Here is a 15,015-nt window from a genome sequence, read left to right as displayed (position 1 = left end):
CAATGGCCTGACTATTTGAACTTGTCGCGCATCGCATCGATGCCGGGGATGGTTTTGGTCAGATGCTGATGGGCGGGATCGAAGCGCTGGATCAGCCCGCGGCGATGTTTGCCGACGAGGATGGTGAAGATGTAGCCCCGATGGCCGGGCGAGGTGACGGTCGGGTGGTAACCGCGATCGACCAGGACGGTATCGCCATCGCGGGTCATCAGGATCTTGACCGGACCGTCGTCGTCATAGGTGATCTGGCTGCCGAAGCCGGTCTCCGGCAGGAACCGGTAGTGATAAAGTTCCTCGTGCAAGGTCTCGGCGTCGCCATCTTCGGTGTCGTGCTTATGCGGAGGATAGCCCGACCAGCAGCCCTCGCCGGCATAGAGCTCGCTCACCAGCAGATTGCCGCAGCGCCCGTTCTGGCGCTGGCCGAGCAGGTGGACGATCCGCCGCTGGCTGTGCGTATCGGGCGAGCCGACATTGACGGCGTCGACCTCCTCAGGCGTGACGCGGAACGGGGCGTAGTGCGTCTCGCAGATGCCGCCGGCAATCGCGACTTCGGCCGGGCCGCCACGAGCCGATACCCGGACGTTGGCGTTGACGGGCGCGTAAACCGAGTCCGCATCGCCTTCCCAGATATCGGCTCGCCGGCCCACCGCCCCGAAACTGACGTCATCCACCTCGATATCCACCTGCCCCGACAGCACGACGTAGAGGCTTTCGTGCAAGGGCAGCTGCCGCGTCTCCCGGCCATCCAACGGAAGCGCGAGGAGATCGAAGTAGATGAGATCGAGCGTCCTGGAGGAGGTATCCACAATGGGACGCTGCTCGCAGCGTGGAATGAATTCGGGCATCAATTGAACTCCGGAACGATACGGTCGGCAAAGGGATTGAGCGACAGGGATTCGGCGTAGTGACAGGCGGCCGCGTGCCCGTCGGCCGTCACGGCGCGCAGGGCCGGCACCTCCTGCCTGCAAAGCTCGGTGGCGTAACGGCAGCGCGGATGAAATGCGCAGCCGGGAGGCGGATGCGCGGGGTCGGCGACCTCGCCCGCCAGCCGGATGCGCTTGCCGTGGCGGCGCAGTCTAGGGTCGGCGATCGGCACGGCCGAAAGCAGCGCTTCGGTATAGGGATGGCGCGGGCGAGAAAAGATCTGCTCCGTCGGCGCCTTTTCGACGACGCGGCCGACATACATGACGGCAATATTGTCCGAGATGTGCCGAACGACCGAAAGGTCGTGGGCGACGAAAAGATAGGTCAGGCCGAACTGCTCCTGCAGATCCTGCAGGAGATTGATGGTCTGAGCCTGCACGCTGACATCGAGCGCCGAGACCGCCTCATCGGCGATGACAAGGCGCGGGTTGGACGCCAGCGCCCGGGCAATCCCGATGCGCTGCCGTTCGCCGCCCGAAAAGGCATGCGGGTAGCGGCGCATATATTCGGGCCGCAGGCCCACACTCTGCATCAGCTCGGCGACCCGGTGCTCGAGTTCCCGGCCCTTGGCGATGCCGTTGACGCTCAATACCTCGCCGATAATGTCGATAACGGGAAGACGCGGATTGAGCGAGGATTGCGGATCCTGGAACACGATGCGCAGGTCACGGTGGACTTCATCGAGAGCGGGACCGGAGAGGGCCGCGAGGTCCACCGTGCCGCCGCTGCGATCGCGATAGCGGATCTCGCCGCTGGTCGGCTGGTAGATGCGCAGCACGGTGCGGGCGAGCGTCGACTTGCCGCAGCCGGATTCACCGACAATGCCAAGCGTCTCGCCGTCATCGACGCGAAGCGAGACGCCATCAACCGCCTTGACATGGCCGACGACCCGTCGGAACGCGCCCTTGCGGATGGGGAAATGCATCCTGAGATCGTTCAGTTCGAGCAGCGGGCTTGGCTGCGTCATGGGATCGGCCATCATTGTCTTCCCTCGTAAAGCAGGCAGCTGGCGACGTGCCCGTCACCGATGACGACGGACTCGGGGTCTTTCTGATCGCACAGCCCCGCCCTCGCCTGCCTGCATCGGGGATGAAAGCTGCAGCCTTCGGGCCGGTCGAAACGCGAGGGCACCATGCCCTCGATGGTCGCGAGCCGTTCGGTCGGCTGCCCGTGCATGCGCGGCACCGATTGCAGCAGGGCCTTGGTGTAGGGATGAACGGGCGCATGGAAGATCGTGTCGACGTCACCCGCTTCCACCACCCGGCCGACATACATGACGACAACCTGGTCGGCGATTTCGGCCACCACACCGAGATCATGGGTGACGAACAATACCGAGAGCCCGAATTCGGCCTGCAGCGAGGCGAGCAGATCGAGGATATTGGCCTGGGTGGTCACATCGAGCGCCGTGGTCGGCTCGTCGGCGATCAAGAGTTTCGGGCGACAGGCGAGAGCCAGCGCGATGCAGACGCGCTGGCGCATGCCGCCGGAAAACTGGAACGCATAGCTTTCCATCCGTTCGGCCGGCCGGGGAATGCCGACCAGAGCCAGCGTCTCGATTGCATGCTCGCGCGCTTCCTTCTTTCCCATTTTCAGATGCAGGCGGATCACCTCCATCATCTGGTTGCCGATCGTATGGACGGGTGAAAGAGCGGCCATCGGCTCCTGGCTGATTAGGCCGATCTGGGCGCCGCGGATCGCCCGCATATCGCGGCCGCGCGGATCGAGCGCCGCGAGATCGATCGCGGGGGCTGCCGGATCGGGCCGGTAGCGGATCGCGCCCGAGACGATCCGCCCGCCGCGCGGGACCTGGTTGAGGATCGAGCGGCCGGTGATGCTCTTGCCCGAGCCGGATTCGCCGACGACGCAGACCGTCCTGCCGCGCGGGATGGAAAAGGAAACGCCATCGACCGCCCGCACTGTGCCCGCGCCGCCGAAGAAATGAGTCCTGAGGTCGTCGACCTCGATCAGCGGGGCGCGATCCCCCTGCCGGCCGCCGGCCGCGGCGAAATTGGCGTCAGTATTCATAGGGATCTGCAGCATCGCGTAATCCATCACCAAGGAAATTGAGGGCAAGCACCGTGACGATCACCGCCAGGCCCGGAAGAAACAGCCAGGGTGCGCTCGTGACCGCGAGAATGTTCTGCGCCTCTTGCAGCAGCACACCCCAGCTGACGACCGGCGGGCGCAGTCCGATGCCGAGGAAGGAGAGAGCGGTTTCGGCAAGAATCATCGTCGGGATGGCGAGCGTGACCGAGGCGATGATGTGGCTCATGAAGGACGGGACCATGTGCCGCCAGATGATGCGCAGCCTGGAGCAGCCATCCAGATGGGCGGCAATGACGAAGTCTTCGGTCTTCAGCGACAGGAAACGGCCGCGCACCACACGTGCCAGGTCGGTCCAGCCGATCAGCGACAGGATGATCGTGATCCAGAGATAGACCAGGATCGGATCGGCGCTGATCGGCACGGCAGCCGCAAGGCCCATCCACAGCGGGATGGTCGGGATCGAGTTAATGAGTTCGATCGAACGCTGGATGACATCGTCCACCCAGCCGCCATTAAGACCGGAGATGCCCCCCAGGATGATGCCGAGGACGAGGCTGATCGCCACGCCGATCAGCCCAACGGACATGGAAACGCGCGTGCCGTGCACCGTTCGGCTGAAGACGTCGCGCCCCAGCCGGTCGGCGCCGAACAGGTAGAAAGGTTTGCCCGCCTCTATCGGGCCGATCAGGTGACGGTCGAAATCGAACAGTCCCCAAAACCGATAGGGCTCGCCTTTGACGAAGAAGCCGACGGGAATGACGACGGCCGGATCAGCGACGTAATTGCGGCTGAGCGCAATCGGATCGACCTTCATCGAATAGCCGTTGACATAAAGTGGATGAAACTGGCCCGCCGCGTCGTAGCCGGCGACTTTGAGCCGCTGAGGCGGCGCATGAGTGTAGCGGGAATCGTAGGTCTGCGATGAAACCGGAGCGATAACCTCGGCGAAGAGGGCGACCAGGTAAATCAGCAGGATGACGACGCCGGCCCCAAGCGCCAGCCGGTGGCGGCGGAAGCGGCGCCAGATGAGTTTCCACTGGCCGGCGACCGCATCGGAATTGCGAACACATTCAGGTATTAGTGCGATGGCTTGATCGGTCATTGGTATCGCTCCTCAGCCATTGCGAATGCGTGGATCGAGCCAGGCGAGCAGCAGGTCTGAGATCAGCGTACCGATCAGCGTCAGCATGCTCATCAGCAGGATGAAGGTGCCGGCGAGATACATGTCCTGGGCAAACAGGGCGTTCAGAAGTAGCGGTCCGGTGATCGGCAGGCTAAGGACGATGGAGACCACCACCGAACCCGAGACGAGGTGCGGCAGCACCCAGCCGACTGTGGAGACGAAGGGGTTGAGCGCCACACGCACCGGATATTTCAGCAGCAGCCGGATTTCGCTCAGGCCCCGGGCGCGCGCCATGTCGACATAGGGCTTGTTGAGCTCGTCGAGCAGGTTGGCGCGCATGATGCGGATCAGCGCCGCCGTGGCACCGGTGCCAAGCACGACGACCGGGATCCACATATGCGAGATGAGATCGCCGAGCTTGGCCCAGCTCCAGGCAGCGTTGATATAGAGGGGCGAAAACAGCCCGCCAACGCTTTGGCCGAAATACTGCGCCGAGACGAACATCAGCACCAGCGCCAGCAGGAAGTTCGGAATAGCGAGGCCGAGAAAGCCGAAGAAGGTGGCGAAGTAATCGCCGATCGAATATTGCCGCACGGCCGAATAGATGCCGATCGGAAAGGCCACCGCCCAGACGAAGAGCAGCGTGGTGACCGAGACCACCATGGTCAGGCCCATGCGTGCCCAGATCAATTCGCTGACCGGCTTGTTCCAATCGAGGGACTGGCCGAAATCGCCATGCAGCAGGATGCCGCTGATCCATTTCCAATATTGCACCGTCCAGGGCTGATCGAGGCCATAGCGCTCGCGCAGGCCGGCGATGACGCCGGGATCGATGGTCTCGTTCTGCGAGGCAAGACGCGCGGTCATCGCGGTCAGGAAATCGCCCGGCGGCAGCTGGATGATGATGAAGGTCACGACCGAGATCGCGAACATCATCGGGATCATGTAAAGTAGACGTCTGATGATGAAGCCGGCCATATTCAAGCTCCTTCAACCGGCGATCGCCGCGCGGTCTGGGTGTTGGGGCGGGGCTGCTGCCGGAATGGCGCCACGGACGCCATTCCGCCGATCGGATGTCTTTTTTATTGCTGGTAGTAGAAGGTCTCAGGCTTTGCCGGTCCCGGCGTCATGTAGAAGGACGTGCTGGGAATGACCTTCGGAACGTTATGCATATTGGTCTTGACGATACCGACGCGATCCGGCTCGAGATTGGTGCCGATGACGTAGAACTCGTCCCGGGTGATCGCCAGCAGCTCTTTCATCGCTTCAAGCTGCTTTTCGAGCGTCGGCGCTTCCTGCACCTGCCGGTAGAGATCCATCTGTTTCTTGGCGGCCGGGCTCGGTTCCTCAGCGTTCGGATCCTTGGGGTTCTGGTAATAAAGGCCCCAAGCGGTCGCGAAGCTCGATTCATATTCGTGCGGGAAATACCATTTGGGATCGAGCAGGCCGAGGAAGTCATAGCCCCCGCCGCCGACCCATCCGAGGCCATCATTGTCGTTGTTCTGCAGCCGGGAGAAAATCAGCGAGCGTTCGGCCGGGCGCGGCTGCATGTCGATGCCGACGGCCCGCCAATAGCGCTGGATCAGTTCGAGGGCGTCGACCTGGATCGGGCTTCCGGTCAGCGCATCGATCGCGAAGGTGATGCGCTTTCCATCCTGGCCGAGGCGATAGCCTTCGCCGTCTTTCTTGGTCAGGCCGGCCTTGTCGAGATACTGATTGGCGAGGTCGACGTTATATTCCAGGTATTGCGTCGCCATCTTCTCGTCGTAGAGCGCCGTGCCTTCGCGGGGCGCTGCCTGATAGGGCTTGGCCTGCCCGGCATAGATCAGCTGATTGAGCTCCTCGCGATTGATGGCGTAGCTGAGGCCGATGCGGAAATCCTTATTGGAGAAGACGGCGCGCAAGGCCGGGTTCTTGTGGGTCTGATTGAGCGTGATCAGCAGGGCGTTCGACCAGGCCGGCCGGGCGATGAACAGGCCGTAGCCGGCCTTTTGCTGGTTCTGCACAATCACCGTGCGGGCGTCCGTCGTCTCGATGAAGCGGTTCTGCATATCGATTTCGCCGCTGATCGCCTTCAGGATGATTGCCTGCGTATCCTGCATCACGTCGATGGTGATGCGGTCGAAGTAGGGCAGCTGGTTTCCTGATGTATCCACCTTGGCATAATAGGGGTTGCGCTCGGCGACGACCTGGGTCGTGCCATTATAGGGCGCAGTCAGCACCCAGGCATCGAGGGTCGGACGGCCGAGATCGCGCCAGCGGCCGGGGAATCCGATTTTGTTGTTGAAGAGCTGGACCCAGTCGGTCGCACCGGCAGCCTTCACCAGGGCGTCGATGCCATCGGGATTGAAATCCTTGTGGAACTGTTTGAGGTAATGCCCGGGTGCCGCCGCCAGGATATCGGAGCCGCGCACGGTCGCCATGTTCATCAGGAACAGTCCGTTCGGTGCGGCAAACTTGAAGACGACCTTGTCGTCGGCGAGCTTTTCGACCTTGACCGGCTCTCCGCCGGCCGTCAGCCAGTCCGGTGCTGCCGGCGTGATCTTCGTGTTGCGCAGCACGTTCTCGTTCCACCAGACCAGGTCGTCGGCCGTGAAGGGCTCGCCATCCGACCAGCGCGTGCCTTCGCGCAGAGTGAAGGTATATTCGGTGGCGTTCGCATTGACCTCGACGCTCTTGGCGATATCGGGGATCACCTCGGTCCATTCCGGATTCCAGCGGACCAGCCTGGTATAGCCGATCGAACGCTCGATCTCGCTGTCACCGCCGCCGAAGGTCGCCGTGCGCCAGGTGCCGCCATAGGTACCGACCGATTCAAGCGGCGTCAGCACCAGCGGCTCCTTCGGCAGCCGTTTTTCCACCGGCGGCAGCTTGCCGGCATCGACGAGCGCCTTGAGTTCCGGCGCCTCCTGAAAGCCGAAAGCGGCGCCGGCCCATCCGGCACCGATGAGGATGGCCGCGGCAACGGTCGAAACGACCTGCCGTCGTAGTATTCTGGCGTGCTGCATTCTCTCCTCCCGATGATGTCGTTCTAGGTTATCGTTAACGTATTCTCCTCTTTTCCTAACGTTATCGTTACCGTAATTCTTTGTCAAAGAGATTCTCTGTGTCACGTGATACGCCGAGACAGCCTTGGCTTTTCAGGAAATTATGTTAGTTATCGTTATCGTAAATTTCCTGCCCCTTTCAGAGACGCCCCATTGAGCCGCCCCAAAGACGCAGAATCCAAGATAACCATCGCCGATGTCGCTCGCGCCGCCGGCGTGTCGCCGATGACGGTGTCGCGCGTGCTGAACGACCAGGGCGGAGCGAGTGCCGAGACCACGCAGCGCATTCTTTCGGCCGCGAACGAACTCAATTACCGCCCCAATCCTTTTGCGCGCGGATTGCGGTCCGACCGGTCGAAGACCATCGGCCTTCTCGTTCCCGACATCACCAATCCGTTTTTTCCCGAGGTCATCCGGGGCGCCGAGGATGCGGCGAGTGCGGCCGGCTACAATCTGCTTTTGTCCAATGTCGTCGAAAACAGCAAGCGCGAGGAAGAACTCATCGAGGCGCTGCTCAGGCACCGCGTCGACGGGATCATCGTCTGCAGCGCGCGACTGCCCGACGCCGCGCTTCACAAGGCGCTCGCGCCCCACCGCGCCGTTGTGCTCATCAATCGCGAGGCGCCGCCCGAGATTGCGGGAACCATCGTGACGGATTACGAGACCGGGGCGTCGCGCGCCATCGACCATCTGGTTGAGCGCGGGCGCCGCAAAATCGCGATCATCGCCGGGCCGCGAAGTTCCTTCGGCGGCAAGAGCCGTCTCGTCGGCTTCCGCAAGACCCTGGCGGCCCACGGGCTCAAGGTCCAGGGCATCATCTATTGCGATCCGACGGCATCGGGCGGCCAGACGGCGGCTGCGCAATTGCTGGCGGAAACCCCCGGCATCGATGCCCTCATCTGCTACAACGACCTCAATGCGATCGGCGCCATGAAGGCCTGCCGGGCGGCCGGTATTTCGATCCCCGAGCAGATCGCCCTGATCGGTTTCGACGACATTCCGGCTGCCGAACTTCTGTCTCCGGCGCTGACGACGCTGCGCGTGCAGAAGCGGGAAATGGGCGAGGAAGCCGTGCGCCTGCTGCTCAGCCGCATCGCCACCAAAAATCGTCAGCACGGCATCGTCATCGTGCCCGAACTCATCGTCCGCGAAACGACATGATCCGACGATCAACAGGAGGGATATCCCATGGATGCCGGCAATCTGCAGTCATTGGCGTTGCCCGAGGAAAAGAAAGCCTGGTTCGTTCACGACCGGTTCGGCATGTTCGTGCATTGGGGTCTCTATGCCCTGCCGGCCCGCCATGAATGGGTCAAAAGCCGCGAAGAGCTGAACGACGCCGATTATCAGAAATATTTCGATCATTTCGATCCCGATCTCTACGACCCCCGCGAATGGGCGAGACGCGCCAAGGCCGCGGGCATGAAATATGTGGTGCTGACGACCAAGCACCATGAAGGTTTCTGCCTCTGGGATACCAAGGCGACCGACTTCAAGGTGACCAACACGCCTTATGGCAAGGATCTGTTGCGCCCCTTCGTCGACGCCTTCCGCGCCGAGGGCCTGAGGATAGGCTTCTACTATTCTCTGATCGACTGGCACCATCCCGATTTCACCGTCGATCCGCGCCACCCCCAGCGCAACCATCCCGATGCGCTTGAGATCAACGAAGGCCGGAACATGCAGCGTTATGCCGCCTTCATGCGCGAGCAGGTACGCGAGTTGCTGACCGAGTTCGGCCGGATCGACATCCTGTGGTTCGACTTCAGCTACCCGCAGTGGAAGCTCGGAGACTTAGTCGGCAAGGGTCATCGGGATTGGGAAAGCGAGAAACTGGTGCGCCTGGTGCGGGAGCTTGCCCCCGACATCATCATCAACAACCGGCTCGATCTCGCCGGCCTGCAGCCCGATATCGTCACGCCGGAACAATATATGCCGCGTGCCTGGCCGAAACGCGACGGCAGGCCCGTCGTTTGGGAAGCCTGCCAGACGCTCAGCGGCTCCTGGGGCTATCACCGCGACGAGGACACCTGGAAAAGCACGGAGCAGCTGGTGCAGATGCTGGTCGGCACTGTTGCGATCGGCGGCAATCTGCTGATGAATGTCGGCCCGACGGCGCGCGGCACACTCGATCACCGCGCACTATCAGCCCTTGGCGCCTATGAGGAGTGGATGACGCTGCACGAGCGCAGCATTGTCGGCTGCACCCAGTCCGACTTCACCGCTCCGCCCGATTGCCGCCTCACCCAGAATGGCGACCGCCTCTACATCCACCTCTTCAACTGGCCCTATAAGCATCTGCATTTCGATGCGCTGGCGGGCAAGATCGAATATGCGCAATTCCTGCATGACGCCAGCGAGGTCACCTGGCTGCGCCCATCAAGCAATACGCTATGGGCGAACACCCAGTTCCCCGTCGCCGAGAACGAACTGACATTCGTCCTGCCGGTGCGCCGCCCCAAGGTCGTGGTCCCGGTCATCGAGGTCAAGCTCAAGGCAGGGAGCGACCCTGGCGTTCAGGATTGAGGCATTCGTTGTGCCCTGATCCGGTGCTTCAGGACAAGCTGATCGCCATCGGCCGGTCGAGGTTGCGGGCGAGATAATCCTGGATCTGGCGGACGATCTGGCCGGCGTGGGCGATGGCCAGCTGGTCGGCCCGCTCGGCATCGCCAGCCTCGATCGCGGCGATGATTTCCTCGTGTTCGTCGACATATTGGCGCGGCAGGCGGTCGTCGAAGGTCGAGTAATAGAGGCGAAGGATGCGCCGGCCTTCGTCGAGCAGCTTGGCGAAGAAGGTCGTGTAATAGGAATTGCCGGCAAGCTCGGCGATCGCCACGTGAAATTCGCGGTTCGCCTCGATCATCGCATAGGCGTCGCGCGCGGCGACGGCACCGGCAAAATGCTTTTGGTGCAGCCGAATGCTCTTCATGATCTCGCCGTTCCGCCTCTCGGCCGCCCCGCGCGTCGTGACCCGGTACATCAACGTCAGCGCTTCGAAATAGGTGGGCAGGCTGGCAAAATCGATCGGCGCGACGATCGTGTTCCGGTTCGGCAGGGTCGTGACGAGGCCATCGGCGGCAAGCCGCAGCAGCGCTTCGCGGATGGGCGTCCTCGACATGCCGAAACGCTCCGACAGCCGGACCTCATCGAGCGGGCTGCCGGGTTCCAATGCCATCGACAGGATTTCGCGGCGCAGCGTCACATAGACGCTCTGCGTGCCGGAGCCGCGCACCCGCACATTTTCCGTGTCATTCTGCATATGTCCTGCCTCTGTCCTCAAGCCTTGTAGTGCGTTTCGGCCGGTTTCTGCAACGGTCCTGATAAAGCAGGTTGAGTCTTGTCGACAGTTTGTATATAAAGGTCCTGACTTCAACGGGGTTCAAGCGATGACGACAGGATGGAAGGGCGTATTTCCCGCCGTAACGACACAGTTCAACGAAGATCTTTCCGTGGATCTGCCTGCGACCCAGCGCGTCCAGGACGCACTCGTCAATGACGGCGTCAACGGGCTGATCGTCATGGGCACATGCGGCGAGAACAATTCGCTCGATCCCGATGAGAAGCGCACGATCCTCAAAGCGGCCGTCGAGGTCGTCAATGGTCGTGTTCCCGTCGTGACAGGCGTCTCCGAATTCGACACGCGCCGCGCCGTCGCCTATGCCCGCGACGCCGAAAAGCTCGGCGCCGATGGGCTGATGCTGCTGCCGGCCATGGTCTATGTGCCGAAGCCGGAGGAACTGATCGCTCATTTCCGCACCGTCGCCGAAGCCACCTCGCTGCCGATCATGCTCTACAACAACCCGCCAGCCTATCGCGTCAATATCGGCGTCGATGTGCTGCAGGTGCTGGCCGGCGTGCCGAATATCAAGGCCGTCAAGGAAAGCGCGCCGGATCCGCGCCGCTTCACCGACCTCATCAATGCCTTCGGCGATCGTTTCGATATCTTCGCCGGCCTCGACGACGTCGCCCTCGAGGGTCTGATGCTCGGCGCCAAGGGCTGGGTCTCGGGCCTGACCAGCGCCTTCCCGGAGGAATCCGTGCAGCTCGTTGCCGCCGCCGAACGCGGCGACTGGGAAAAGGCCCGCGAGATATACCGCTGGTTCATGCCGCTTCTGCATCTCGATGCCGAGCACGACCTCGTGCAGTCGATCAAGCTTGCCGAGCAGATCATGGGCCGCGGCTCCGAACGCGTCCGGATGCCGCGCCTGCCGCTGTCGGGTGCGCGGCGGGCCGAGGTCACCGCCATGGTCGAGAAGGCCGCGGCCACACGTCCCTCGAGGATTTCTCAGGCTGCCTGAACCGATGGGCCGGCAAGCTCGACAGCTGCTGCCGGCCTCTTCATCCGTCGTGCTTCGTACCCTTGGACCGGGTCAGACTGTTGCGGTTGACCAGCGACGGTACCTGGAGAATATGCTCTGAAGCGGTGCGGCCCTCGATCCGGGAGATGAGAGCCCGGGTTGCGATCTGGCCGAGTTCCCTGCCCGACTGGTCGATGCTAGCAAGATTGACGAGGCCGAGTGCTGCGGTCGAGGAGTTGTCATATCCGATGACGGCGAGGTCCTCGGGCACGCGCACGCCCATCTCCATCGCCAGACTCAGAAGCGTGATCGCATCGAGATCGCTCCAGCAAAACACGGCGCGCGGCCTGTCCTTCCTCGCCAGGAATTTTCGCATCGTGTCTTCCCGCCTCGGTGAAGCGATAGGAATCTTTCCGATCGGCGCCGCGCCGAGCCCACTCCGCTGCATCGCCCGGCGAAAGCCGATCTCCCGCTGGCGGACGACGGAAACCGCGTGCCCTTCACGCTCGCCGAGGCTGAGCATTTCGATGTCGCGATAACCGCAGGCCAGCAGCGCCTCCACCGCAATCTCGGCGCCGCGCTGATCGTCGGCATTGACGGTGTCGAAGGCCGTGGCGCCGGCATCGTGATAACCCACAGTGACGATCGGGATCTGGACGGCGAATTTTGCAATGATCTCGGAGGGCAAGCGCGGTGCAACGAGGACGAGGCCGTCCATCTTGTAGTCGATCATCGACTCGATCAATGACGTCTCCAGCTGCACGCGCGCATCGCTGACGCCGATCATCGCCTGATAATGCGAAGGCGCCAGCACCCCGTTAACGCCGGCAATCACTTCCGGCAGAAAGGGATTGCGGATGTCAATCAGAAGCACGCCGATGGTGAAGCTGCGCCCGCGCAATCCGCGCGCCGCCCGCGAGGGACGATATCCGAGCGCCTCGATCGCGTCGGTTACCTTGGCCCGCAATGCTTCGCTGACGCCATAAGCGTTGCGCATCACTTTGGACACTGCTGCGACCGATACGCCGGCATGGGTGGCCACTGTGCGGATCGTCACGCGCTCGTTTCGTTGCAGCTTTTGTTTGTCTTCGACTGGCATGAAATCTCTGCGCTCGCGGCTGCGGACCGACAATATTCGCCCGCAGAATCACCATGGCAGACTGGCGATGAAATTTCTATTGCGCTCCCGAAGGAAATGTAGAACGTTATATGGAGAACGTTCTACACTTCATCGGGAGGACTTGATGAACTTTCAGCCGGCAGCCATCAGCGGCAATCCCAGTTCGCGCACATGGTCCGGGGAGATGATCGCGCCGCTGTCGGATGGCGGCCAGGGAACGGCCGCAAGCTTTGTCTCCAAGACCTTCGATCACGATGGTGCCGCCGGCCTTCCGATCGAACTCTTCATCTCGGCGCTCGGGCTTTATCGCTGCTTCATCAATGGTGAACGCGTCGGCAACGACCTGCTGACGCCCGGCTGGACGAATTACGACGACCGCATTGCCTATCAGCGATACGACATCTCGAAATTGCTGAAACCCGGCCCCAACCGCATCGAAATCTGGCTCGCCGACGGATGGTACCGCTCGCCCATCATGTGGGGCGCCAAGGCTATTCCCAACTGCTGGGGCGACAGGATCGGCGCCATCGCCGACCTGGTCGGACCGAGCGGCGTCGTTCTTTCCACCGACACCACATGGCGCAGCGGCGCGTTGCCGATTCTGAAGTCGGGGATCTATTTCGGCGAGATTTACGACGCACGACTGGAAAAAGCCGTGGAAACGCACGCTACAGAGCGATTGCCGTTCGACAAAGGACTGCTTGTCGCCCATGAAACGGCAGCGGTTCGGGAATTACGGCCGCTCGCCCCGGTGGAAAGCTGGATCGATGATCATGGCAGGGCCGTCTATGATTTCGGCCAGAATGCCGGCGGCTATATCAAATATACCGTCCGCGGCGCTGCCGGCGCCACTGTACGGGTGGAGCATTCGGAAGTCCTCGGCCCCGATCGCCATTTCGACAATCGCAATTATCGCACGGCCGCGGCGCACACGCTCTACACGCTGCGCGGAGACGGCGACGAGACCTACGCACCGCATTTCACCTTCCATGGCTTTCGCTACGCCCGGGTGACGATCACTGGAAACGCCGAGATTGTCTCGATCGCCTCCATCCCGATTTCCTCAGTGCCCGAGCCGGCCGGCGGCTTCACCTCCGGCAACCCTCTCGTCAATCGACTCGTCCAGAATACCATCTGGTCGCAGCGGGCCAATTTCATCGAAGTGCCCACGGATTGCCCGCAGCGCGACGAACGTCTGGGCTGGACGGGCGACGCCCAGGTGTTTGCCGCAACGGCATGTTGGCTGAGCGACAGCCAGTCCTTTCTGAGGAAGTATCTGCGCGATGTGATGGCCGACCAGCGCGAGGACGGCGCCATCTCGCATTTCTCGCCGGACCCGACGCGTCTGCATCCCGCCGACTTTCCGGGTTATGCCGGCTCGACCGGCTGGGGCGACGCAATCGTCGTCATTCCCTGGGTCCTCTACACCCATTACGGCGACCGAGCGGTTCTTTCGGAGTGCCTGGATTCGATGGTGCGCTGGGTCGATTTCGTCTGGTCGATCTCGAACGGTCCGATCGTGCGCCCGCCGTCGCACTGGGGGGCGCGCGGCTTCACCTTCGGCGATTGGCTGCAGCCGGTCGGCGACAACAGGAAGCCGCGCCCGACGATTGCCGACGATTGCGCCGCCACCCTCTACCACTTCATCTCGACAGATCTTCTGTCAAGGATCGCCGCCGTTCTCGGCGAAGACGCGATTGAAGAGCAGATGAAGCGGCGCGCCGAAGAAATCAGACAGGCTTTCGCCAGCGAGTTCATCACCCCGGCGGGGCGGCTCGCCCATAACGACCAGACATCCTATGCTCTCGCCTTCCTTTACGACCTGATACCGGCGGAGCATCACCAGGCGGCCCGGCAGCATTTCCGGCAGGTGATCATCGATGCCGACTACAAGATCGGCACCGGCTTCATCGGCACGCCTGCCCTTTTGCCGGCCCTGACGAAGCTCGGCATGGACGATCTCGCCGAAAAGGTCTTCCTGCAGGAGGACGTGCCGGGCTGGCTCTACCAAGTGTCCAAGGGAGCGACGACGATCTGGGAGCGCTGGGATTCCATTGCGCCCGACGGCACCATCTACGAACCCGATATGAACAGCTACAATCATTACGCCTATGGCGCCGTCTGCCAGTGGCTGTTCGAATGCGTCGCCGGCATTTCGCCGAAGCCGGACTCGCCGGGGTTTGCCGAGGTCATCGTCGATCCCGCGCCGATCCCCTCGCTTTCCCCCGTTTCAGCCTATCACGATATCTGCCAGGGGCGCATAGAGGCCGGCTGGCACTGCACCGGCAACGAGGTCACCTATGTGCTGACGCTGCCGGAGGGTTGCGTCGGCCGCTTCCGGCCCGGACGGCGGCACCAGAACCCGTCGCTCAATGGGGAGCCTGTCATCGAGGAGGCTGGTCTTCCCCCGGGCACGCACCGGCTGGTCTTTTCCCTACCCGATTCCTGAGGAGC

Annotated in this window: 12 protein-coding genes; 4 read left to right on the top strand and 8 right to left on the bottom strand. The window is 62.4% G+C overall.

The genetic code is table 11. The features are described 5' to 3' along the window. Positions 1 to 11 precede the first annotated feature (11 nt). The 6 genes from K6M89_RS18645 to K6M89_RS18620 form a co-directional block, all read right to left on the bottom strand. Positions 12 to 845, bottom strand: a complete 834-nt coding sequence (locus K6M89_RS18645; protein ID WP_222140472.1) for a 5-deoxy-glucuronate isomerase — start codon at positions 843 to 845, stop codon at positions 12 to 14. Then, positions 845 to 1,903 (bottom strand): ABC transporter ATP-binding protein, encoded by a 1,059-nt coding sequence (locus K6M89_RS18640; protein ID WP_186007978.1) that lies wholly within the window; start codon positions 1,901 to 1,903, stop codon positions 845 to 847. The genes K6M89_RS18645 and K6M89_RS18640 overlap by 1 nt, the downstream gene beginning before the upstream one ends. Beyond that, positions 1,903 to 2,967, bottom strand: coding sequence for an ABC transporter ATP-binding protein (locus tag K6M89_RS18635; RefSeq protein WP_222140471.1), 1,065 nt, complete (start codon positions 2,965 to 2,967; stop codon positions 1,903 to 1,905). Before K6M89_RS18635 ends, K6M89_RS18640 begins: the two co-directional genes overlap by 1 nt. Then, positions 2,942 to 4,075, bottom strand: coding sequence for an ABC transporter permease (locus K6M89_RS18630; RefSeq protein WP_222140470.1), 1,134 nt, complete (start codon positions 4,073 to 4,075; stop codon positions 2,942 to 2,944). The genes K6M89_RS18635 and K6M89_RS18630 overlap by 26 nt, the downstream gene beginning before the upstream one ends. A 12-nt stretch (positions 4,076 to 4,087) precedes the next feature. Next, positions 4,088 to 5,074 (bottom strand): ABC transporter permease, encoded by a 987-nt coding sequence (locus tag K6M89_RS18625; RefSeq protein ID WP_097580753.1) that lies wholly within the window; start codon positions 5,072 to 5,074, stop codon positions 4,088 to 4,090. A gap of 104 nt (positions 5,075 to 5,178) precedes the next feature. Continuing rightward, the gene (locus tag K6M89_RS18620; RefSeq protein ID WP_222140469.1) at positions 5,179 to 7,104 is read right to left on the bottom strand and encodes an ABC transporter substrate-binding protein; all 1,926 of its coding nucleotides are present in this window, start codon (positions 7,102 to 7,104) and stop codon (positions 5,179 to 5,181) included. Positions 7,105 to 7,296: 192 nt separating this feature from the next. Between K6M89_RS18620 and K6M89_RS18615 the strand changes: the two genes are divergently transcribed. Next, positions 7,297 to 8,304, top strand: a complete 1,008-nt coding sequence (locus K6M89_RS18615) for a LacI family DNA-binding transcriptional regulator (RefSeq protein ID WP_222140468.1) — start codon at positions 7,297 to 7,299, stop codon at positions 8,302 to 8,304. A 27-nt stretch (positions 8,305 to 8,331) separates the two neighbouring features. Beyond that, entirely contained in the window at positions 8,332 to 9,669 is a 1,338-nt protein-coding gene (locus K6M89_RS18610; protein ID WP_222140467.1) for an alpha-L-fucosidase, read from the top strand. A gap of 28 nt (positions 9,670 to 9,697) precedes the next feature. Here the strand turns inward: K6M89_RS18610 and K6M89_RS18605 are convergent, their stop codons facing one another. Then, the gene (locus K6M89_RS18605; protein ID WP_222140466.1) at positions 9,698 to 10,402 is read right to left on the bottom strand and encodes a GntR family transcriptional regulator; all 705 of its coding nucleotides are present in this window, start codon (positions 10,400 to 10,402) and stop codon (positions 9,698 to 9,700) included. 127 nt (positions 10,403 to 10,529) lie between these two features. Between K6M89_RS18605 and K6M89_RS18600 the strand changes: the two genes are divergently transcribed. After that, positions 10,530 to 11,441: a dihydrodipicolinate synthase family protein gene (locus tag K6M89_RS18600; RefSeq protein WP_222140465.1), complete on the top strand. Its 912-nt coding sequence runs from the start codon at positions 10,530 to 10,532 to the stop codon at positions 11,439 to 11,441. Between the two features lie 40 nt (positions 11,442 to 11,481). On the opposite strand, the gene K6M89_RS18595 is transcribed toward K6M89_RS18600, so the two are convergent. Then, a complete protein-coding gene (locus K6M89_RS18595; protein ID WP_222140464.1) occupies positions 11,482 to 12,540 on the bottom strand; it encodes a LacI family DNA-binding transcriptional regulator in 1,059 nt (352 codons plus the stop codon). Between the two features lie 145 nt (positions 12,541 to 12,685). Between K6M89_RS18595 and K6M89_RS18590 the strand changes: the two genes are divergently transcribed. Next, complete coding sequence (locus K6M89_RS18590) at positions 12,686 to 15,010, top strand: family 78 glycoside hydrolase catalytic domain (protein WP_222140463.1); 2,325 nt, start codon at positions 12,686 to 12,688, stop codon at positions 15,008 to 15,010. Positions 15,011 to 15,015 lie beyond the last annotated feature (5 nt).

The organism is Rhizobium croatiense, assembly GCF_019793465.1.
Classification (GTDB): domain Bacteria; phylum Pseudomonadota; class Alphaproteobacteria; order Rhizobiales; family Rhizobiaceae; genus Rhizobium; species Rhizobium croatiense.
The sequence above is the reverse complement of the archived record's forward strand: the minus strand, read 5'-3'. Positions and strand labels throughout refer to the sequence as shown.

Excerpts from the sequence above, each read along its gene's own strand:
- K6M89_RS18645 (WP_222140472.1), bottom strand. The coding sequence starts at position 845 with ATGCCCGAATTCATTCCACGCTGCGAGCAGCGTCCCATTGTGGATACC.
- K6M89_RS18640 (WP_186007978.1), bottom strand. The coding sequence starts at position 1,903 with ATGGCCGATCCCATGACGCAGCCAAGCCCGCTGCTCGAACTGAACGAT.
- K6M89_RS18635 (WP_222140471.1), bottom strand. The coding sequence starts at position 2,967 with ATGCTGCAGATCCCTATGAATACTGACGCCAATTTCGCCGCGGCCGGC.
- K6M89_RS18630 (WP_222140470.1), bottom strand. The coding sequence starts at position 4,075 with ATGACCGATCAAGCCATCGCACTAATACCTGAATGTGTTCGCAATTCC.
- K6M89_RS18625 (WP_097580753.1), bottom strand. The coding sequence starts at position 5,074 with ATGGCCGGCTTCATCATCAGACGTCTACTTTACATGATCCCGATGATG.
- K6M89_RS18620 (WP_222140469.1), bottom strand. The coding sequence starts at position 7,104 with ATGCAGCACGCCAGAATACTACGACGGCAGGTCGTTTCGACCGTTGCC.
- K6M89_RS18610 (WP_222140467.1), top strand. The coding sequence starts at position 8,332 with ATGGATGCCGGCAATCTGCAGTCATTGGCGTTGCCCGAGGAAAAGAAA.
- K6M89_RS18605 (WP_222140466.1), bottom strand. The coding sequence starts at position 10,402 with ATGCAGAATGACACGGAAAATGTGCGGGTGCGCGGCTCCGGCACGCAG.
- K6M89_RS18600 (WP_222140465.1), top strand. The coding sequence starts at position 10,530 with ATGACGACAGGATGGAAGGGCGTATTTCCCGCCGTAACGACACAGTTC.
- K6M89_RS18595 (WP_222140464.1), bottom strand. The coding sequence starts at position 12,540 with ATGCCAGTCGAAGACAAACAAAAGCTGCAACGAAACGAGCGCGTGACG.
- K6M89_RS18590 (WP_222140463.1), top strand. The coding sequence starts at position 12,686 with ATGAACTTTCAGCCGGCAGCCATCAGCGGCAATCCCAGTTCGCGCACA.